Source organism: Megamonas sp. (assembly GCF_986095205.1).
On the sequence record NZ_CFQVBI010000023.1, the window covers coordinates 1 to 20,847 of the forward strand.

Annotated in this window: 19 protein-coding genes, 1 other RNA gene and 1 pseudogene; 20 read left to right on the forward strand and 1 reads right to left on the reverse strand. The window is 32.4% G+C overall.

Translation table 11 applies throughout. The annotated features are described in order from the left end of the window. From AC5LAX_RS03525 to AC5LAX_RS03565, 9 genes and pseudogenes are all read left to right on the forward strand, one after another. Positions 1–193: pseudogene (locus AC5LAX_RS03525) on the forward strand (hypothetical protein); the annotation flags it as partial. Positions 194–444: 251 nt separating this feature from the next. Further along, entirely contained in the window at positions 445–1,650 is a 1,206-nt protein-coding gene (locus AC5LAX_RS03530; RefSeq protein ID WP_288909278.1) for a dicarboxylate/amino acid:cation symporter, read from the forward strand. 19 nt (positions 1,651–1,669) lie between these two features. Continuing rightward, positions 1,670–3,019: an amino acid permease gene (locus AC5LAX_RS03535; RefSeq protein ID WP_115152067.1), complete on the forward strand. Its 1,350-nt coding sequence runs from the start codon at positions 1,670–1,672 to the stop codon at positions 3,017–3,019. A 187-nt stretch (positions 3,020–3,206) separates the two neighbouring features. Beyond that, positions 3,207–4,556 (forward strand): amino acid permease, encoded by a 1,350-nt coding sequence (locus tag AC5LAX_RS03540; RefSeq protein WP_018999710.1) that lies wholly within the window; start codon positions 3,207–3,209, stop codon positions 4,554–4,556. Positions 4,557–4,567: 11 nt separating this feature from the next. Beyond that, on the forward strand, positions 4,568–4,948 hold the full coding sequence (gene gloA2, locus AC5LAX_RS03545) for an SMU1112c/YaeR family gloxylase I-like metalloprotein (RefSeq protein WP_018999709.1): 381 nt from the start codon (positions 4,568–4,570) through the stop codon (positions 4,946–4,948). Positions 4,949–5,125: 177 nt separating this feature from the next. Then, positions 5,126–5,692, forward strand: a complete 567-nt coding sequence (locus AC5LAX_RS03550; RefSeq protein ID WP_117977033.1) for a DUF3221 domain-containing protein — start codon at positions 5,126–5,128, stop codon at positions 5,690–5,692. Between the two features lie 322 nt (positions 5,693–6,014). Continuing rightward, positions 6,015–7,892 carry an LTA synthase family protein gene (locus AC5LAX_RS03555; RefSeq protein WP_288909280.1) on the forward strand — a complete coding sequence of 626 codons (1,878 nt, stop codon included), beginning with the start codon at positions 6,015–6,017 and terminating at the stop codon, positions 7,890–7,892. Between the two features lie 54 nt (positions 7,893–7,946). Next, positions 7,947–9,053, forward strand: coding sequence for a redox-regulated ATPase YchF (gene ychF / locus AC5LAX_RS03560; protein WP_018999706.1), 1,107 nt, complete (start codon positions 7,947–7,949; stop codon positions 9,051–9,053). A 102-nt stretch (positions 9,054–9,155) separates the two neighbouring features. Next, complete coding sequence (locus AC5LAX_RS03565) at positions 9,156–9,860, forward strand: SIMPL domain-containing protein (RefSeq protein WP_018999705.1); 705 nt, start codon at positions 9,156–9,158, stop codon at positions 9,858–9,860. 53 nt (positions 9,861–9,913) lie between these two features. Here AC5LAX_RS03565 and AC5LAX_RS03570 read toward each other — a convergent pair whose 3' ends face one another. Next, positions 9,914–10,288 carry a methylglyoxal synthase gene (locus AC5LAX_RS03570; protein ID WP_115152063.1) on the reverse strand — a complete coding sequence of 125 codons (375 nt, stop codon included), beginning with the start codon at positions 10,286–10,288 and terminating at the stop codon, positions 9,914–9,916. Positions 10,289–10,630: 342 nt separating this feature from the next. Here AC5LAX_RS03570 and AC5LAX_RS03575 point away from each other — a divergent pair, with 342 nt between their 5' ends. The 11 genes from AC5LAX_RS03575 (at position 10,631) to AC5LAX_RS03625 (ending at position 20,730) form a co-directional block, all read left to right on the forward strand. Beyond that, positions 10,631–11,263 (forward strand): precorrin-2 dehydrogenase/sirohydrochlorin ferrochelatase family protein, encoded by a 633-nt coding sequence (locus tag AC5LAX_RS03575; protein WP_115152062.1) that lies wholly within the window; start codon positions 10,631–10,633, stop codon positions 11,261–11,263. Continuing rightward, positions 11,238–12,515 carry a glutamyl-tRNA reductase gene (gene hemA, locus AC5LAX_RS03580; protein WP_015562159.1) on the forward strand — a complete coding sequence of 426 codons (1,278 nt, stop codon included), beginning with the start codon at positions 11,238–11,240 and terminating at the stop codon, positions 12,513–12,515. The genes AC5LAX_RS03575 and hemA overlap by 26 nt, the downstream gene beginning before the upstream one ends. Then, on the forward strand, positions 12,515–13,468 hold the full coding sequence (gene hemC, locus AC5LAX_RS03585) for a hydroxymethylbilane synthase (RefSeq protein WP_026296979.1): 954 nt from the start codon (positions 12,515–12,517) through the stop codon (positions 13,466–13,468). Before hemA ends, hemC begins: the two co-directional genes overlap by 1 nt. Before the next feature lie 38 nt (positions 13,469–13,506). Beyond that, positions 13,507–15,018 carry a uroporphyrinogen-III C-methyltransferase gene (gene cobA / locus AC5LAX_RS03590; protein WP_288909283.1) on the forward strand — a complete coding sequence of 504 codons (1,512 nt, stop codon included), beginning with the start codon at positions 13,507–13,509 and terminating at the stop codon, positions 15,016–15,018. A gap of 6 nt (positions 15,019–15,024) precedes the next feature. Next, positions 15,025–15,999 carry a porphobilinogen synthase gene (gene hemB / locus AC5LAX_RS03595; RefSeq protein ID WP_008539842.1) on the forward strand — a complete coding sequence of 325 codons (975 nt, stop codon included), beginning with the start codon at positions 15,025–15,027 and terminating at the stop codon, positions 15,997–15,999. Between the two features lie 496 nt (positions 16,000–16,495). Beyond that, positions 16,496–16,595: signal recognition particle sRNA small type (gene ffs, locus AC5LAX_RS03600), an RNA gene on the forward strand. 59 nt (positions 16,596–16,654) lie between these two features. After that, positions 16,655–18,571: a DNA polymerase III subunit gamma/tau gene (gene dnaX, locus AC5LAX_RS03605; RefSeq protein ID WP_288909284.1), complete on the forward strand. Its 1,917-nt coding sequence runs from the start codon at positions 16,655–16,657 to the stop codon at positions 18,569–18,571. Between the two features lie 71 nt (positions 18,572–18,642). After that, the gene (locus AC5LAX_RS03610; protein WP_008539847.1) at positions 18,643–18,966 is read left to right on the forward strand and encodes a YbaB/EbfC family nucleoid-associated protein; all 324 of its coding nucleotides are present in this window, start codon (positions 18,643–18,645) and stop codon (positions 18,964–18,966) included. Beyond that, complete coding sequence (gene recR / locus AC5LAX_RS03615) at positions 18,966–19,562, forward strand: recombination mediator RecR (protein WP_018999700.1); 597 nt, start codon at positions 18,966–18,968, stop codon at positions 19,560–19,562. The genes AC5LAX_RS03610 and recR overlap by 1 nt, the downstream gene beginning before the upstream one ends. Before the next feature lie 28 nt (positions 19,563–19,590). Then, entirely contained in the window at positions 19,591–19,842 is a 252-nt protein-coding gene (locus AC5LAX_RS03620) for a pro-sigmaK processing inhibitor BofA family protein (RefSeq protein WP_008539849.1), read from the forward strand. 138 nt (positions 19,843–19,980) lie between these two features. Next, complete coding sequence (locus AC5LAX_RS03625; RefSeq protein WP_288909286.1) at positions 19,981–20,730, forward strand: zinc ribbon domain-containing protein; 750 nt, start codon at positions 19,981–19,983, stop codon at positions 20,728–20,730. The last annotated feature ends 117 nt before the right edge of the window (positions 20,731–20,847 follow it).

Genomic DNA, 20,847 nt, shown 5'->3' on the forward strand with positions numbered 1-20,847 from the left:
ATATAGTAAGACCTGCTATTTTAGTAGGCAAGTATCGTTTGTATCCAAGAATCCCCTGCCTTTAGGCATGGGGAGTATGTCAACATGTAGAGAAGTATTCGCTAGAGGTCAAAAAGATATAAAAGTAGAAGGTCCATTCCCAGAAGTGGAAAATGAAGTAGTAGAAGTTCATAAAGATTATTGGAATAAATAATTTAAGATAAATAATAAAATAAGTAATATAGGAAAGCTTGATGAAATCTTAGAAAATATAGATAAGATTTTATCAAGCTTTTTATTTTTAGCTATTAATCATAGAGCATTTGTAAATAATAAGGTTTATTATGGATAAAATGTATAAAATTTTTATCTTTTTTCTTAAAAATAATGTAAATATGTAAATTTTTTATGGATTTTATGATATAATGGAAAGCGTATTATTTTATAAATTAAGGGTGTGATAATTTGAAAAATCTTAGTATGAGTGCTAAAGTTTTTCTAGGTTTTGGGATAGGGATTATCTTAGGTCTTATTTTTCAAAAAGATATTTTATGGTTACAACCTATTGGGGATTTGTTTTTAAAACTCATTAAAATGATTGTTGTTCCTGTTGTATTTTTATCTATTATTAGTGGAATATCTAGTATAGGTGATATTGGAAAATTAAAACGCATAGGAACAAAGGTAGTAGGCTTTTATATTGTAACTACAGTGCTTTCTGCAATTATTGGTCTTATTGTGGCACATATAATGAAGCCAGGTGCTGATTTTGCTGTAAGTCAAATTGTAGATACAGGCGAAGTGATAAAACCTGCTGAGCCAATGACTGTTAGCCAGACTATTTTGAGCATGGTTCCTGATAATCCGATAACAGCTTTAGCTACAGGTAATTTAATGCAAATTATCGTATTTGGGGCATTTATTGGTATTGCGATAACTATTTTGGGTGATAGAGTAAAAAATGTTAAAAAAGTTATTGATGAAGCCAATGTTATTATGTTTAAAATTACAGATATGGTAATGCAAGTAACTCCATTTGGGGTAACTGCTTTAGTTGCTTGTAGTGTTGGGGAATATGGTTTATCTATTTTTAATATTTTAGGTAAATTTATTTTAACTCATTACATAGGTGCTTTTTCTGTAGTCTTGTTTATGTATATATTCATCATTAAATACATTGCTAAGATTTCATTAAAAGACTTTTTTACTAAAATTACAGAAATTTGGTTAGTAGCATTTAGTACAACAAGTAGTTCTGGTACTTTACCTGTTAGCTTACGTGTTACTGAAGAAAAATTTAAGGTAAAAGATGAATTGGCATCATTTACTTTGCCTATTGGTGCAACTATCAATATGAATGGTATTGCTGTATATTATGCTGTTACTGTATTATTTGTAGCTCAAGTATATGGTGTAGAACTTTCATTAATGCAACAAGTAATGTTTATATTTATGACTACATTGATTTCCATAGGTACACCAGGTATTCCAAATAGTGGTATTGTATTGACTATAATGTTACTTACCACAATGGGACTACCTATTGAGATTATGGGTATGATAGTTGGTATCTTCCGTTTAATAGATATGATTCATACTGCACTCAATGTAACAGGTGATGTAGTAAGTACATTGGCTGTAGCACGTATTGAACATATGTATAAAGAATAAATTTAAAGGTGGCTTTATCATGGAAAATGAAAATAATAAAATGAAGCGAGGGCTGAAAAATCGCCATATGCAAATGATTGCACTTGGCACTTCTATTGGTACAGGATTGTTTTATGGTTCAGCACCAACAATTAAATTAGTAGGTCCAGGTATTATTTTGTCTTATGCTTTGGCAGGGATTTTCATCTTTTGCATTATGAGAATGGTTGGAGAAATGTCTGTTAAAGAACCTGTTTCTGGTTCATTTGTTTATTTTGCTAATAAATATTTAGGTACTTTTGCAGGTTATTTAGCAGGTTGGAATTATTGGTTTTTATATTTGTTAGTTTGTTTTGCAGAATTATCAGCAATCGCTATTTATGTAAATTATTGGTTTCCAGATATACCTCATTGGATAACAGTTTTAGTCTGTATTGTAGTGGTAACAACTGTAAATTTAATCAATGTAAAAACTTTTGGTGAAGCAGAATTTTGGGCATCATTTATTAAAATTTTAGCTATTTGCTGTATGATTGTATTTGGTTTTTATTTGATATTTACAACAATGGGACCATTTCCTGATAATTTCAGTAATTTATGGAACAATGGGGGCTTTTTCCCTAATGGTTCTTGGGGTTTTGCACAGTCTTTAGCTGTAGTTATGTTTTCTTTTGGCGGTGTAGAATTAATTGGTATTGCAGCAGGAGAAGCTGAAAACCCAGAAAAAACTTTACCTAGAGCTATAAATGAAGTATTGCTTCGTATCTTAATTTTCTATATTGGTACTATGGTAGTATTGATGACACTTGCTCCATGGGATGAAGTTGGTTTAAATGCTAGCCCATTTGTACAGATTTTCTCTAATATCGGTATTCCAGCGGCAGCTAATATTTTAAACTTCGTAGTAATTGTAGCAGCACTTTCTGTATACAATAGTAGTTTATATAGTACATCTCGTATTTTGCACAATTTGGCGCAAAATGGAAATGCACCTAAGATGTTTGCTTCTTTATCTCGTCGTGGTATACCAATGATAGGTATTTTGGTATCTACAGCAATTTCTTTATTGCTTGTAATTTTGACTTATATTTTACCTGAAAAAGTTTTCATGTATTTATTATCAACTGTAGTTGCAGCACTTGTTATCACATGGACAACTATAGCTATAACTCATATGAAATTTAGAATGAAATTCATACAGGAAAATCGTTTAGATGAACTTCATTTTAAAGCGTTTTTATTCCCTTATATTAATTATTTTTGTTTTATTTTCTTAGCTGCTATTGTAGTGATTATGTTCTTTATGGAAGACATGAGAATATCTTTAGGGGCATTAGTAGTTTGGGTAGCATTTATTTATATAACATATAAATTGAGAGCAAAAGTATAATAAGGTATGAATTGAGATGAAAAGCATTAACTATTGATTTTTGATAGTTAGTGCTTTTTGTCTGTAATTTTTATACATATTATTTTAGTATTTATAGGGATTTTTTATTTGTTTATTGTAAAGTTGATAAGGTAAATGATAATATATTATTTATGTTTTTAGATTTTATAAAAAAAGGTGGATAGATATGGATAATAATGAACACAAAATGAAGAGGGGCTTAAAAAGTCGTCATATGCAAATGATTGCTTTAGGGGCTTCTGTTGGTACAGGTTTATTTTACGGCTCTGCACCAACAATCAAATTAGTAGGACCTGGTATTATTTTATCTTATTTATTAGCAGGGATTTTTATTTTCTTTGTCATGAGAATGTTGGGTGAAATGTCTGTTAGAGAACCAGTATCCGGTTCTTTCAGTTATTTTGCTGATAAATATTGGCATAGATTTGCAGGTTATTTAGCAGGTTGGAATTATTGGTTTTTATATATGATAGCTGGTATGGCTGAATTATCCGCAACAGCTACATATGTCAATTTCTGGTTACCTGATTTTCCACAATGGCTCACTATTTTAATTTGTATTTTAGTAATTATAACTGTTAATTTAATCAATGTAAGTTTTTATGGTGAATCAGAATATTGGGCATCATTTATTAAAATAACAGCTATTTGCTGTATGATTGTCTTTGGTTTGTATTTAATTTTTACAACAATGGGTCCATTCCCTCAAAATTTCAGTAATTTATGGGTTAACGGTGGATTTTTCCCTAACGGCGCTTGGGGCTTTGCGGCTTCTTTAGCAGTAGTTATGTTCTCTTTTGGTGGCGTAGATTTGATCGGGATAACAGCAGGAGAAGCTGAAAATCCTGAAAAAACTTTACCAAAAGCTATAAATCAAATTTTAATTCGTATTTTAATTTTCTATATCGGTACTATGGTAGTATTGATGAGTCTTTCTCCATGGGATCAAGTTGGTCTTCAAGGCAGTCCATTTGTACAGATTTTCTCTAATATCGGTATTCCAGCAGCAGCTAATATTTTAAACTTTGTTGTATTAGTAGCAGCATTGTCTGCATATAATGGTATTTTATATGGTACATCTCGTATGCTTTATGGTTTAGCAAAAGAAGGAAATGCACCAAAAATTTTCGCTTCCTTATCTCGCACTGGTATTCCAATGGTAGGGATTTTAGTATCAGCAGTTATCGGTATAATTCTTGTAATAATGACATATTATTTCCCTAAAGAATTATTTATGTATTTATTATCTATTGTAGTAGCTGGCTTAATCATCAGCTGGTTTATCATCACTATTACACATATGAAATTTAGATTGAAATTTACTCGTGAAAATCGTTTAGATGAACTTAAATTTAAATCTTTATTTTATCCATATACAAATTATTTCTGTATCTTGTTCTTAATCGCAGTAGTAGTGATTATGACACAAATACCAGATATGTTGATTTCTATAATAGTTTTACCTATTTGGGTAATATTTATTTATATGACATATTTATTTAAAAAGAAAGATTAAAGGTGTAAATTATGAATTTAGATGTAATTCATCATGTGGCAATTATCGTATCTGATTATGCGAAATCTCGTCATTTTTATGTTGATTTATTGGGGTTTGAAGTAATTAGAGAACATCATAGAGAAGATAGAAATGATTATAAGCTAGATTTAAAATTAGGTAGTTGTGAATTGGAGATTTTTGGTAAAGCAGATGCACCAAAACGTGTAAATAATCCGGAAGCTTGTGGACTTAGACATTTAGCTTTTAAAGTGGAATGTATAGAAAAGACTGTAGCAGAATTAGAAAAATTGGGCATTGAATGTGAACCAATTAGATGGGACGATTTTACAAAGAAAAAAATGACATTTTTCAAAGACCCTGATGGACTACCATTGGAATTACATGAATAGAATATAAATATAATAAGAAAGAGATTTATGAATTTGTTTATATAGAGCAAAGGTAATAAATCTCTTTTTTATTTTAATAATCTTTTAATTTATCTCTAATAGATTTCTTATTGAATATGTTCATTAAAGATGATAATATAAGATTAATGAATATATTCAATGGAGGTTGAATTTACAATGAAGAAACTTAGAATTTTATTGATGATGGTGTTATGTTTAGCTTTTGCTTCTACAGCTGCATTTGCTGCTGCTGCAAACAAAGCAGTAGATAATGTGGTAAGTATGCATGGTCAGATTGTATCTATTAATGATGACATGATTACTATAAAAGATAAAAATTCTGATAATACAGTGGCTTTAATCGTGCGTTGGGATACTGAAATTTTAAATGGTAAAAATGGTGAAGATGTAGACCTCAATCGTTTACATGTAGGTGATGAATTAACAGCATATTATAGCTCTATTTCCACTCGTAGCCTTCCACCACAAAGCAGAGCATATGCACTTGTAATGGGTGATGGTCAGCATGATGGTATCTATATGCATGTTAGCAAAGTGGATAAAGTAAAAAATGGCGTTAAATTTTTAAATACTAATGAAGATATGTTCGTTACAATTCCTGAAAATGTAGAAGATGATGCTAAAGAATTAAAACAAGGTGATAAAGTTTTAGTATGGTATGATTTTGTAGCAATGAGCATGCCTGGACAAGCTACAGCTACAAAAGCAGTTATCTTAGACTAATTATTGTAAAAAGATAGCTCAGATTTTATCATTTTTATAAATTAGGGCTTCCTATGGTTTATTTAATGAATAAATGGCTATAGGAAGTCTTTTTGCTTATTTTATAAATTTTGTAAGGTTTTAGTTAATAGTGTATTTATAAGTGAAAAATTTTTTTGTATAATAAAGCAGTATAGTAAGTTTCTTGTAAAATTTAGTGATTTTGGTAAAGCGAGAAAGAAGGATTATATTGCTAAATAAAATTTTGTTAGGTTTAAATAAAAATTTAACAAAAATAATAAAAACCTTTATCTTTTTTTGGTTATTATTATGTGTCTATCGTTTGGTTTTTATTTGGGGTATGAGTGAATATCTCAGTGCAGATAGTGGACATAATTTAATTCTTACAGCAATTTATAGTGGGGCAAAATTAAGTTTGCAAACAGCAGGCGGACTTACATTATGTATGCTCATTGGTTTTATCGCTGAAACTATATGGCATAGATTAAAATATTTTCGCTATATTTGTTCATTTGTGATTTTATTTATAACTACATTATTATTTGTAGCTAGATTTCCTTTTTATCAACAATTCCATAGCGGTTTCAATCAAATGTTATTTACAGCAATGCATGAAGATTTATATGCATTATTTATTTCTTTAGTGGAAGAATTTCAGTTGCCATTGAAATTGCTATTAGTAATTGTTTTAGTTGCTATCTTGAATTATGCTTTTAATAAATTTTTAGCTTATAGTTTTAAAGTTAGAAGATGGCAAATATTACCAGAGAAAATAAAAACTGTTTCCTTGCTCATGTGCGTATATGTTTTAGGTACATTATCTTTATATGGCGGTGGCTGGAGCTGGAAATCTGGTGTGAATTGGGAAAATGCAGGGATTACAAATGATACATTTTTGAATGAGTCTATTTTAGATGATTACCAAGCTATTTATCGAGCATATGCAAATCAGATGCGTATGGAAGCTTGTAATGGACTTAGTTTTTCAGCGCAAAATGTGAGAGATTTAGCAAAATCTTTAACAAATAAAGATGGCGGAAATGATTTAAGTATATATTTAGCTAAAGAAGCAACAGGGGCTAAGATAGAAAAACCAAAACATATTTTTGTGATTGTATCAGAAAGCTATGCGAACTGGCCATTATTAGATAAATATAGTGATTTGCATATTGCTGATAATATGAAAAAAATAATCGCGGAAGATGATACGATTTATACTTCGCATATGTTGCCTAGTGGCTCAAGTACAGTAGGTGCTTTGATGACTATGGTTACAGGTATGGCAAATTCTAATTTATATTTGACAACTATGTCAGAAGCCTTAGCAAATCCTTATATCACAGCAACAGCACCGCAGATGAAAAAATTAGGCTATGAAACAAGTTTTTGGTATGCTGGCCCTGCTACATGGGAAAATATTCAAGAATTTACATTAGCACAAGGCTTTGATAATTTTTATAGTAGAGGAAATATTGACCCTAATGCTACAGGTAGCGTATGGGGCGCTGATGATGAATATTTATATGATGCTATTTTTAAACAGATTGATGATAATAAAATGACTTTTTCAGTGATTTTAAATACATCAAATCATTCACCATTTAATATTGACTTGGAAAAAGAAGGTTTTGATGCTAGTAAAGTAATTGAAGGTTTGCCTGATAAAGAAAAAAATAATCAAGAATTAATCAAAGAGCTTGGTCATTTTTGGTATGCAGATAAGATGGCAAGTGATTTCATTAATAAAGTCAAAGCAAAATATCCAGATAGTTTATTTATTTTTGTGGGAGACCATGCTGATAGATATAATATCGATAAAGTACCTACAATGTATGAACGCTATAGCGTGCCACTTATCATAACAGGAAAAGGCATACAAAAAGATTTATTACCGGAAGATATGGCAGGAAGTCAAATAGATATTATGCCAACAGTGATAGATTTAATAGCTCCAGAAGGTTTTACTTATTATAGTGTGGGAAAATCTTTGAGTGAAAATAAATTAGGTCAAAGTTATGCTTTTTGGATAACTGCTGATGCTATCGGCAATACTGATGATTTAGTAGAAAAACCACAGTATTTTAATCGTGAGGTTTTGCCAGATAGAACTGTTTTAGAAAATTATATCAATGGTGTAAGAGCTATTTCTTGGTGGCTTGGCAAATATGGTACAATTATAGATGAAGCCTTGTTGCAGTAAAATAAGAATAAGGTATAATTATATAGAAAAATAAAAAAGATAGGGTGAATAATTTTGAGTAATTTAGAAGTTGGTATTGTAGGATTGCCAAATGTGGGTAAATCTACATTATTTAATGCTATTACAAAAGCAGGTGCAGAAGCAGCAAACTATCCATTTTGCACAATTGAACCAAATGTAGGTGTTGTAGATGTTCCTGATGAAAGATTAAAAGTTCTTCATGAAATGTACAATTCTAAAAAAACTACTCCTGCAAGCGTAAGCTTTGTTGATATTGCAGGTTTAGTAAAAGGCGCTTCTCGTGGTGAAGGTTTAGGAAATAAATTCTTATCCCATATTCGTCAAGTAGATGCAGTAGCTCATGTTGTACGTTGTTTTGCTAGTGGTGATATCACTCACGTTGAAGGTAGTGTAGACCCAATTCGTGATATTGAAATCATCAACACTGAACTTTGTTTAGCAGACCTTGATTCTGTAGAAAAACGTTTAGATAGAGTTTCTCGTACAGCTAAAAGCGGTAATAAAGAAGCTCGTGCTGAAGAAGCTGTTTTGGAAAAAGTAAAAAAAGTAGTAGAAGAAGCTATTCCAGCACGTCAGGCAGAACTCAGTGAAGATGAATTAGAACTCATCAAAGATTTGAACTTATTGACTTTAAAACCTACATTATATGTAGCAAATGTAAGTGAAGATGAAGCAGCTACTGCTGAAAATGATAATGAATATGTAGCAAAAGTAAAAGAATATGCTCAAAAAGAAAATGCAGGCGTGGTAGTAATTTCTGCTAAAGTAGAATCTGAAATTGCAGAACTTGATGAAGAAGAAGCAAATGAATTTTTATCTGATTTAGGACTTGATGAATCTGGTCTTAATAAATTAATCAAAGCGGCTTTTAAATTATTAGGTCTTATGACTTTCTTGACAGCTGGTGAAGATGAATGTCGTGCATGGACTATTAAAGTGGGTACAAAAGCTCCACAGGCTGCAGGTAAAATTCACTCTGATATAGAACGTGGCTTCATTCGTGCAGAAATCGTATCTTATGATGATTTAGTAGCTTCTGGAAGTGTAGCAGCAGCTCGTGAAAAAGGTCAAGTTCGTGTAGAAGGTAAAGATTATATTATGCAAGATGGTGATGTTACACATTTCCGTTTCAATGTTTAATGCATAAATAAATATAGGGAAAATTCTTCCCTATATTTTATCTGGAAAATTTTAATAAAATTTTAATAATTTAATTAATTTAAAGCAAAAGGAGTGTTATTTATGCGTAAATTTAGTTTGGTCGGCTTAGTGATGGCTCTATGTATTTTATTTTCTTGTAGTCTAGTACAAGCACAGGATTTAAGAACAATTTCTGTAGATGGAAGTTCTACGATAAAAGTTGCTCCAGATAAAGCAACTATAAGTATTAGCATTGAAAATACTGCAAAAGATGCAAAATTGGCTTCAGCACAAAATGCTCAAATCATGCAAAATATTCAAAGTGCTATATTAGGATTAGCTATAACTAAAGATAAAATGCAGACAACAAATTATAATTTATATCCTGTATATAACACTAAAGATAATAGTAGAGAAATCATTGGCTACAATGTATCAAATGAAATTACTGTTACTATAGATAATATCGATATGGTAGGAACTGTGATTGATACAGCAATTAATGCAGGTGCTAGCAATGTAAATTCTATAGAATTTGGTTTAAAAGACAGCCAAGTTTATAAAGATAAAGTATTACAGCAAGCTATCGCAGATGCTAAACGTAAAGCACAAGTTGTTGCTAATAGCTTAGGAAAATCTATAGTAAATGTAGTCAGTGTAAATACTGGAAGCACATATATTGAAGCAAAAAATTTCAATAATGCTATGTATATGAGAGCAGCTGATGCAACAGGAGCAACTTCACCTATTCAAAGTGGTGATATCAGTGTTAGAGCAAATGTATCAGTTGTATTTGAAATGAATTAATTAGATGAAAAAAGACTTTAGTTCATAGAGCTAAAGTCTTTTTTTGCTTAATATTATAATTTTTCACCAGCATATTTGATTAAAATATGACCACTTTTGCGATTTGTAGCAAGTGGAATATTGTGAACGTCGCAAATGCGAAGAAGTGCGTTGATATCAGGTTCGTGAGGCTGAGCGTTTAATGGGTCGCGCATGAAAATTACATAATCTACTTTTTCAGTTGCTACCATAGCACCGATTTGTTGGTCGCCACCTAAAGGGCCAGACATCATAGTTTCAACATTTAAATTATATTTTTCGTTGATTAATGTACCAGTTGTGCGAGTTGCTACAAGATGAAATTGTTTTAAAACATCAAGATGATTACCAACAAATTCAAGCATTTCTTCTTTTTTCTGGTCATGGGCAATTAATGCGATAGTTTTCATAAATTTAACACCTACTTAATAATATAATTCCCTTTCATTTATTATGGAACAAAGAAAAGGAATATAGGAGAAATAATGAAACATAAAAGGATTTCCATATATTAATCTTCTTTGTATCTACATAAACATCTAAAGGATATTATAAGTATAAACTATTTGACTTTTTTGGTAAAGAAAAATTCAGGTAAAATAATCGCAAGATAAGGTATTAATAAATTTAATGGCTTGTTATATAATATTACTTTAAAGTGTTGATAGAGTATATTTATTGTTGATAGAGTATATTTATTGCGGTATAATTATAAAAAATGAATTATATTCATATTTTGAAGAGGTGTGGGTGTGTATCCTATTAATTTAATTTTGGATAATAAGCCTTGTGTAGTCTTAGGTGGCGGACATGTAGCACTAAGAAAAGTAAAAGGTTTATTAGAGGCAAAGGCAAAAGTTACAGTTATCTCTCCTCAAATAGTAGAAGGTTTGGCTAAATTAGTGGAAACAAAATCTATAATTTGGCAAAAAAAATGCTATGAACAAGGAGATTTAACTGATTTTATTTTGGCTATTTGTGCTATAGGCAATGAAGAAGTAAATGCACAAGTTCGAAAAGAAGCAAATCAAAAAAAAGTGATATTAAATGTAGTTGATAGATTAGAATTTTGTGATTTTGCTTTGCCTGCAAAAATTAGAAGAGGTGATTTATTAGTAACTTTTTCAACTAATGGAAAATCACCAGCTTTATCTAGATATTTGCGTTGCAAAATGGAACGAGAATTTGACGAAACATATGCAAATTGGTTAGACAAATTAGTGCAATTAAGAAAAGAAGCTATTGAAAAATTGCCAACAAGTGATGACCGTGAAATCTTTTGGCGTAGTGCGTTAAGTGATGATGTGATGGAACTTGTAAGGGCTAAAAAATATGATGAAGCGGAGGCGAGCATAAGAGATGCAATTAGTGGTTTTAGGGCTTAATCATAAAACTGTATCTGTAGAAGTACGTGAAAGATTTGCCATTTCTGTTGACAATATTAATAAAGGATTACGTCATTTAGATAATTATAATGGAATTAGTGAAGTTGTAATTTTATCTACTTGCAATCGCACAGAAATCTATGCTGTTGTAGATGATGCAAATGAAAATATGCAAGATGTAAAAGAGTTTTTCTTCACGCTTGCAGGAAGTGATGATGCGAAAGATGAGTATTTTTATTATCATGTAGATAAGGATTGTATACGTCATTTATTTGCAGTAGCTTCTAGCTTGGATTCACTTATCATTGGTGAAGGTCAGATTTTAAGTCAGGTAAAAAAAGCTTATTCAATGGCAAGAGAAGCTCAAGCGACAAGTACAATTTTAAATACTTTATTTCACCGTGCGATTACTACTGGAAAAAGAGTGCGTACAGAAACTAGAATTGCTTATAATGCAGTATCTGTTAGTTATGCCGCTGTACAGTTAGCTTTAAAGATTTTCGGCAGTCTAGAACATAGCAATACGCTTATCTATGGTGCAGGTCAAATGGCAGAACTCACTGCTCGTAATTTAATGGGCAAGGGTGCTAAGAAAATTTATGTAGCTAATAGACATTTTGATAAAGCACAGGAATTAGCTAGTCAATTTGGCGGTGAAGCAGTAGGTTTCCGTGATGCTTTGCGCAAAGCAAATGATGTAGATATTGTAGTAACTTCCACAGGAGCACCTCATTATGTAGTAAAACCTTGGGAAACACAATTATTCATGTCTAAGCGTAAAGGTAGACCGCTTGTTATCATTGATATAGCAGTGCCTCGTGATGTTGACCCAGATGTAGCAGAGATAAAAGGCGTAGAATTATATAATATTGATGATTTAGAAGCTGTAGTTGAAGATAATATCAAAGAACGTGAATATGAAGCATATCAAGCTCAAAAAATTATTGATGAAGAAGTAAATTCAATTTTAGAGCGTTTTCAATATTTATCTTGTCAGCCAGTAATGGCTCGTTTATCAACAAAAGCTGAGCGCATTCGTCGTCGCGAAGTGAAACGAGCAATGACAAAACTTGGCGATTTAACTGAAAGTCAGGTTAGAGAAATTGAACATATGTCACATATGATTGTTCGTAAATTATTGCGTGAGCCAATGATTAAGTTAAACAGTTTTGCCGGAACACAACAAGAAGATTATTATGTGAATGCTGTAACTAAGTTATTTAAAATAGATGTATTAAAAGAGAGGGAATAATAGTGCGTAAAAAGATTGTTATTGGTACACGTAGCAGTAAATTAGCATTATGGCAGGCAGAATATGTGGCAGATCGCCTACGTAAACAATATGAAGGTTTGGAAGTTGAATTGATGCATATTGTTACTAAAGGCGATAAAATTCTTGATGTGCCACTTGCTAAAATCGGTGGCAAAGGATTATTTACAAAAGAACTTGAAGTAGCAATGTTAGAAAAACGTGTAGATTTAGCAGTACATAGTTTAAAAGATATGCCTACTGTATTACCAACAGGATTATCTTTGACCACTATAACTAAGCGTTTAGATTGTGGAGATGCACTAGTTAGTCCCAAATATAAAACTTTAGAAAATTTACCACAAGGGGCTAAGGTAGGAACTTCTAGTCTTCGTCGCAAGGCTCAATTATTAAAAGCACGACCAGATTTGGATATTCATAGTCTTCGTGGAAATGTAAACACAAGACTTCGTAAATTAGAAGAAGAAAATTTTGATGCTATTGTTTTAGCAGTAGCAGGGCTTAAAAGATTAGGCTTTGGTGATAAAATAACACAGATTATTCCTCGTGAAATTTGTCTTCCAGCTGTAGGTCAAGGTGCTTTGGCTATAGAAACTAGAGAAGATGATGAAGAAATAAAACAAATGCTTGAATTTTTGCATGATGATAAAACAGCAGATGCGACAAAAGCAGAACGTAGCTTTTTGGCTCGTGTAGAAGGCGGTTGCCAAGTGCCTGTTGGTGTCTATGCTCAAGTTGAAGATGATGATAATTTGTCTGTAGAAGCTGTAATTGGTTCTATTGATGGCAAATGTATAATCCGTGATAAAATCATAGGTTCAAGAGCTAATGCTAAAACTTTAGGAAAAGATTTAGCTGAAAAACTTTTGGCAAATGGCGGATTAAAAATTATGCAAAGTCTAGGTTTATGTTGCCCTGATGAAAATGCCCAATAAGTAATTGGGATTATAATATCTTTTGGAGGTTCTTATCAATGAATGGAATGGTTTATTTAGTAGGTGCAGGTCCTGGAGATTATCGCCTAATTACTTTAAAGGGAAAAGAATGTTTAGAAAAAGCAGATGTAGTTATTTGTGATTATTTAGCAGATAAACGTTTGATGGCTTTTGCTAAAGATGATGTAGAATATATCTATGTAGGTAAAAAAGCTGGCAATCACGCAATGCGTCAAGAAGACATCAGCCAACTTATCGCTGATAAAGCGAAAGAAGGAAAATGCGTGGTACGCTTAAAAGGTGGCGACCCATTTGTATTTGGTCGTGGCGGTGAAGAAGCAGAAGTTTTAAAGAAAAATAATGTGGCTTTTGAAATTGTACCAGGTATCAGCTCTGCTATTGCAGCACCTGCTTATGCAGGTATCCCTGTAACTAATCGCAAAGTTGCAGTATCTTTTGCCGTGATTACAGGTCATGAAGACCCAACAAAAGGAAAATCCGATATAAATTGGGAAAAACTAGCTACAGCTGTAGATACTTTAGTATTTTTGATGGGTGTAGGTAATTTACCACATATCACAAGTCAATTGATAAAATATGGAAGAAGTGCAGATACACCAGCAGCTTTAGTGCGTTGGGGTACAAAAGCAGAACAAGAAGTATTAGTAACTACAGTAGGTAATGCTGTGGAAGATGTAAAAAAACATAATTTAAAACCACCAGCAGTTTTTGTAGTTGGTAATGTAGTAAATTTACGTCAGACAATTCAATGGTTTGATAATAAGCCGTTATTTGGCAAAAATATCTTAGTTACAAGAGCGCGTGAACAAGCTTCTAAATTGACAACAGCATTAGAAGATTTAGGGGCAAATTGTATAGAAGCTCCAGCTATAAAAATCACAACTCCTGATGATGATTTTGCAAGTTTAGATAAAGCTATTGCTAAAATCGGTGAATATGAATGGATTATTTTCACTAGTACAAATGGTGTAGATAGATTTTTCGCTCGCTTAAATGAAAAAGGATTAGATGTACGTAGCTTAAGAGATGCTAAAATTGCAGCTATCGGTACAGCTACTGCAAGTAAATTAAAAAATTATGGTATCATTGCAGATAAAGTACCAACAATGTTTATGGCAGAAGGTATTTTAAATGTTTTAAAAGATGATATTAAAGAAGGGACAAAAGTCTTAATACCTAGAGCACAAAAAGCTCGTGAAGCTTTACCAATAGGGCTTCGTCAATTAGGTGCTGTTGTAGATGTAGCAGAAACATATACTACAAAAATGGCAGATACAAATAAAGAAGAGATAAAAGCTTTATTAAAAGAACATAAAGTAGATATGGTAACTTTTACAAGTTCTTCTACTGTAGAAAATCTTTTAAAATTAATTGATGAAGATAAATCTTTATTAGATAATGTGGCTAAAGCAAGCATTGGCCCTATCACAGCCAATACTTGTAAAAAACATGGGCTCACTGCTGATGTAGAAGCCGATGTATATACTATAGATGGTTTAGTAGTAAAAATAAAAAATTTTGGATGGTGACTATTGATGAAACTCAATACTTTAAGACCACGCCGTTTGCGTTTAAATAGCGCTGTTCGCGACATGGTTCGTGAAAATTCTTTATCTGTAAAGGATTTAATTTATCCTATCTTTGTAGTTGCTGGTGAAAATGTAAAAGAAGAAATTCCTAGCATGCCAGATGTATATCATCTTTCTGTAGATAATGCAGTAAAAGTAGCTAAAGAAGTTTATGAACTTGGAATTCCAGCAATTGAAGTTTTTGGTCTTCCTGAATATAAAGATGAAATAGGCTCTAGTGCATGGGATTTAAATAGCCCTGTACAACGTGCTATGCGTGCAATTAAAGAAGCTGTGCCAAATCTTGTAATTGTTGGTGATGTATGCCTTTGCCAATATACAACACATGGTCATTGTGGTCAGCTTTGTGGTCATGAAGTAGATAATGATGCTACTTTAAAATTGTTAGCAAAAGTTGCTGTAAGCCAAGCTCAAAGCGGTGCGGATATCATTGCCCCATCTGATATGATGGACGGCAGAATTGCTGTAATTCGTGAAGCTTTAGATGAAGCTGGATTTAAAAATGTATCTATCATGTCTTATGCAGTAAAATATGCTTCTGGATATTATGGACCATTTAGAGATGCAGCTGATTCTGCTCCTCAATTTGGTGATAGAAGAGCTTATCAGATGGACCCTGCTAATAGCCGTGAAGCTATGAAAGAAGTAGAACTTGATATGGAAGAAGGAGCAGATTTCATCATGGTAAAACCTGCTTTATGTTATCTCGATATCGTTCGTCAAGTTCGCGATAAAATCGATCGTCCTATAGCTGTATATAATGTAAGTGGTGAATATTCCATGGTAAAAGCAGCAGCTCAAAATGGCTGGATTGATGAAAAACGCATCGTTATGGAAACACTTCTAAGCATGAAACGTGCAGGTGCAGATATCATCATCACATATCACGCTATTGATGTAGCAAAATGGTTAAAAGGTTAGATATTCATTTTTCTTTTGTTTAAAAGAAAAACGAACCAAAAAGAAAATACACCCGCGATATTGATTTTACTTTGGCAAAGATAAAATCATGTCTACAACGCTCTAAACTCGCTTCGCTCAAACAGTAGGACTAAAACCGTAGCCCTGATTTTATCTTTGTCAATAGCTTTTAGCTACCGTAAAAGTCTGCTAACGCGGGGAAGTTTGGTATTTATTGATAATACCGTACTATTAATTTCCGCATTATAAAATTTGAATGGTAACCTTTAGGTTATTGAAAATAATTATCGCTGAATACGTTTTTAGTCTGAATGTTTGAGCGAAGCGAGTTTCTAAGCGTTGTATGAAGCGATAAGTATTTTCAAAGTTCAAATTTTATCTGTGCGGTGGCTTTCTTTGGTTCGTTTCTTTGCCATCAAAGAAATGAACACTTGTAATAATTCTTTTTTTATGCTAAAATATCATTCATGAGCAGTTTCTCATGTAAGACTGCGGTATTCGGGTCTCGCGCAATGGAGACTCATGAACCCCGCCAGGTCCGGAAGGGAGCAACGGTAAGTGATCATCTTCATGTGCCGTGAGGGCGCCTGAATACCGTGTTCTTACCTGAGAAGCTGTTTTTTTTATATCCAAAAATAGGAGGGGAGCATTTATTATGGCTTATATGGCACTTTACCGAAAGTGGAGACCACAAGATTTTTCGGATCTTATAGGCCAAGAACATATCAGTGAAACTTTATCTAATGCTATAAGCACAGGTAAAGTAGCTCATGCATATTTATTTTCTGGACCACGTGGTACAGGAAAGACAAGTACAGCTAAGATTTTGGCGAAGGCTTTAAATTGTGAGCATGGACCGACACCAACACCTTGTAATCAATGTGTATGTTGTCAAAAAATAAATGATGGTTCATTCATGGACGTTTTTGAAATAGATGCGGCTTCCAATCGTGGTATTGATGAAATTCGTGATTTACGTGAAACAGTGAAATTTGCTCCTGTAGATGGTAAATATAAAGTATATATCATCGATGAAGTTCATATGTTGACGACAGAAGCTTTTAATGCTTTGCTAAAAACATTAGAAGAACCACCATCTCATGTTGTATTTATTTTAGCAACAACAGAAGTGCATAAGGTGCCAATAACAATACAATCACGTTGTCAAAGATATGATTTTAAACGCATAACCAAAGATGATATATTAAAGCGACTTGTAATGATTACTGATGAGATGGGGCTAAATGCAGATAAAGATGCATTGTCTATCATTGCCATTCAGGCAGATGGCGGTATGCGTGATGCACTCAGTTTATTAGACCAATGTCTTGCTTTTACTAAAGATGAACTCACTGTTACACAAGTGAGAAAAGTATTAGGGCTTGTAGGTCATGATTGGGTATGGCAGATAACAGATGCTCTAGCTAAAAAAGATAGTCAAACGATTTTAACTATCCTTGATGAAGTAATAGCTCAAGGTAAAGAAATAAAACAATTATTGAACGAATTAGTATTGCATTTTCGTTCGATTATGCTCTATAAAGCTTCAAATAAATTATTAAATTTAAATATGTATTTTGAAGATGAAGAGGTATTATCTCGCCAAGCTAAAGAATTTACGCATGACCAGATAATGCAAATTATTCAAAAAATACATGAGGCTATTAATGAAATAAAATGGGCAAGTCAACCTAGAATAACGGCAGAAGTTTTATTTTTAAAATTATGTTGGCAAGGTGAAGCTAAAAATAATAATTCAGAAAAAATAATGCCGATGATGAATAATATGCCTGCAGTAAATAACAAAGGTGCTTCAGAGGCAAAAATAATGGCTCTAGAACAGACTGTTTCTCGTTTAGATAGAATAGTCAAAGCACTTAGTAGCCAGTTGGCTAATATGCAAGAGCAGTATAAATCATCTCCAATGACAAATGCGCCAATGGTAAATACTTCTGTAGAGCCAAGACAAAATACAGTAAAAAGAGCTTCAAAAATAATTAAAAATGAGCCAGTGCATACTAATATAATGCCAATGGAAAATGCTGATGCTACAGCTATTTGGCAAAATGTATTGGCAGGGCTTAATGCTCGTCGCAAAAAAGTTGTAGTGGCTTGTGTAAATAGAGCGCTACCTTATCGTATAGCAGATAATCAATTTTTTATCCATTTTGATAGTCCGTTTTTACAAGCTCGTACAGAAAAAGATGATTATCGTTTATTAATAGAAGAAGTATTAGAAAATGTAACAGGTCATAATTTGCGTTTAGTATGTACTTGTGGAGATTTGAAGATAACACAAATGCCACAGCAGGCTAATACTAATTTAAATAATAATGTTGATAAGATACAGGAAATAAAAGCACCAAAAGTAACAATCCCTATGATTGAAGATGAAGATATATTGCCACAAGGTGATTATCAAGTAGATATTCCTATGCCTACAGATGAAGATTATGTAGATATAGCGCCAACAGACGTGGATTATGATAATATGACTCCAGAAGGTAAACATACATTACAGACGGCGATTGAAATTTTTGGTGGAAAAATAATTCCTGAAGATAATAAATAATAGATAATTGACGATTTTATTTTATTTTGATACTCTAGATAGAGAAAAATATTTTATATGGAGGTATTTTGATGTTTAACCAAGGTAATATGGCTGGCATGATGAAAAAAGTTCAGAAAATGCAAGCTGATATGAAAAAAATGCAAGATGAACTTAAAAAGAAAACTGTTGAAGTAAGCGTTGGTGGCGGTGTTGTTAAAGTCGTTATGAACGGTGAAAAACAGATGCAGTCCCTTGTTATTGATAAAGCTGCAGTAGATCCAGAAGATGTAGAAATGTTACAAGACCTTATTTTATCTGCTGTAAATCAGGCTATGGTAAAAGTAGATGAAATGATGGCTAGTGAAATGAGCAAATTAACTAGTGGTTTAAATCTTCCTGCTGGATTATTCTAATGAGATATATTGAGCCTATGGCTAAGCTAATTGAACATTTTCGTGCTTTACCAGGAATTGGTTCAAAGACAGCTGTACGCTTAGCATATCATATTTTAGACATGGAGCCTGCCCAAGCAAAAGCCTTGGCGCAGGCTATTATTGAAGCTAAAGAAAAAATAGGCTTTTGTAGTTGTTGTTTTAATCTCAGTGATACAGATCCTTGTGCTATTTGCACTTCTCCAAATAGAGATCATTCTATTATTTGTGTAGTAGAACAGCCCAAAGATGTAGTGGCTATGGAACGTATGCGAGATTATAAAGGTGTTTATCATGTATTGCATGGAGCTTTATCGCCAATTGAAGGAGTAGGGCCAGAGGATATTCATATCAAAGAATTATTAAATCGTCTATATGATGATAAAGTAAAAGAAGTTATCATGGCTACTAATCCTAATATTGAAGGCGAAGCAACAGCTATGTACATTGCCAAATTATTAAAACCACTAGGTATAAAAGTAACAAGAATTGCTCATGGACTTCCTGTTGGTGGCGATTTAGAATATGCAGATGAGGTAACTTTAGCTAAAGCTATTGAAAATCGTCGAGAAATGTAAGTTCATTTAGAACAAAGGTTGTGATTTTATGGTTGAATCTACATTAGTTATTGCTTTTTTTGTGGGCTTATTGATTTTATGTGTATTCACTAAAATTTTTTCTATGCCACTAAAAATCTTATGGAATTGCATTTATAATAGCATAATAGGTGCTATTGTTTTATATATTATAAATTTCTTGGGATTTGTATACATTCCGATTAATTTTATAACGGCATTGATAGCAGGGATATTTGGAGTACCAGGAGTATTGGTATTAGCGATTTATTCTATGTTATAAGAGCTACAGTTTTGGCTGTAGCTTTTTTTGTAGGCAAATTTATAAATAATTAATTAGATAATTGATTGATTATGCTTTATATGTTAAAATAACTATTAATTAAATAAAAAATAACTATTAAAAAAGAGAGTGTGTATAATGAATTTCAAAAAAATATTAGCAATTGTGATGGTGTGTGTTTTTGCTTTTAGTGGTATTGGCATGGCAAAAGCAAAATCTGGCGGTGGCAGTTTCAAAGCTCCAGCTAGTACAACAAAATCTTTAACACCTTCTACAAAATCAACAACAACTACAACACCAAAAACTGATGCACCAAAGACAAATGTTACAGAAGCACCTAAGTCTAATGCAACTACAAATAATACAACGAATAATGCAAGCACAAATACTGCAAATAAAACTAACACTACTACAAATACAGCAAACAATCAGCAATCTGGTAGCCGTTGGGGTAGTGCTTTAAGAAATATTGGTTTATTTGCTGGCGGTATGTTCTTAGGTAGCATGCTCAGCAATATGTTTGGTCTTGGCGGATTTATGGGTGATATTTTAGGTTTAATTGCCAATGTGGTACTTATCGGTATCGTAGTAATGGTAATTATGGCTATTTATCGTAAACTTTTTGGCAAAAAAAATGAAACTAATGTTTATGCTAGCAGTAGATATGATGAAAATAATTTCCGTTGCCCTAATTGTGGATGGATGGCACCAGATAGAAATAATCCTCCAAAATTCTGCCCTGAATGTGGAAACCGTTTAAATGGTGCAAATCAAAATGAATATCAGCAATATAATCAATATGCAAATGAACAAGATGCAGAATATACAGAGTCTAAAAGTGGTAAAATAATAGATATTACACCACCGAAAGATAAGGATAAATTTTAATTAAATAATGATTTTATTTATAAAAGCGACACTATTTAAAGGTGTCGTTTTTTATTTTTTAGATAAAATTTGCCTAGATGTGATAAAATGAAAAATGTGTATATTTAGGAGGCGATA

Bases quoted from the DNA above. Each gene is read 5' to 3' on its own strand.
- AC5LAX_RS03535 (WP_115152067.1), top strand. From the start codon at position 1,670: ATGGAAAATGAAAATAATAAAATGAAGCGAGGGCTGAAAAATCGCCAT.
- AC5LAX_RS03540 (WP_018999710.1), top strand. From the start codon at position 3,207: ATGGATAATAATGAACACAAAATGAAGAGGGGCTTAAAAAGTCGTCAT.
- gloA2 (WP_018999709.1), top strand. From the start codon at position 4,568: ATGAATTTAGATGTAATTCATCATGTGGCAATTATCGTATCTGATTAT.
- AC5LAX_RS03550 (WP_117977033.1), top strand. From the start codon at position 5,126: ATGAAGAAACTTAGAATTTTATTGATGATGGTGTTATGTTTAGCTTTT.
- AC5LAX_RS03565 (WP_018999705.1), top strand. From the start codon at position 9,156: ATGCGTAAATTTAGTTTGGTCGGCTTAGTGATGGCTCTATGTATTTTA.
- AC5LAX_RS03570 (WP_115152063.1), bottom strand. From the start codon at position 10,288: ATGAAAACTATCGCATTAATTGCCCATGACCAGAAAAAAGAAGAAATG.
- hemA (WP_015562159.1), top strand. From the start codon at position 11,238: ATGCAATTAGTGGTTTTAGGGCTTAATCATAAAACTGTATCTGTAGAA.
- cobA (WP_288909283.1), top strand. From the start codon at position 13,507: ATGAATGGAATGGTTTATTTAGTAGGTGCAGGTCCTGGAGATTATCGC.
- hemB (WP_008539842.1), top strand. From the start codon at position 15,025: ATGAAACTCAATACTTTAAGACCACGCCGTTTGCGTTTAAATAGCGCT.
- dnaX (WP_288909284.1), top strand. From the start codon at position 16,655: ATGGCTTATATGGCACTTTACCGAAAGTGGAGACCACAAGATTTTTCG.
- AC5LAX_RS03610 (WP_008539847.1), top strand. From the start codon at position 18,643: ATGTTTAACCAAGGTAATATGGCTGGCATGATGAAAAAAGTTCAGAAA.
- recR (WP_018999700.1), top strand. From the start codon at position 18,966: ATGAGATATATTGAGCCTATGGCTAAGCTAATTGAACATTTTCGTGCT.
- AC5LAX_RS03620 (WP_008539849.1), top strand. From the start codon at position 19,591: ATGGTTGAATCTACATTAGTTATTGCTTTTTTTGTGGGCTTATTGATT.
- AC5LAX_RS03625 (WP_288909286.1), top strand. From the start codon at position 19,981: ATGAATTTCAAAAAAATATTAGCAATTGTGATGGTGTGTGTTTTTGCT.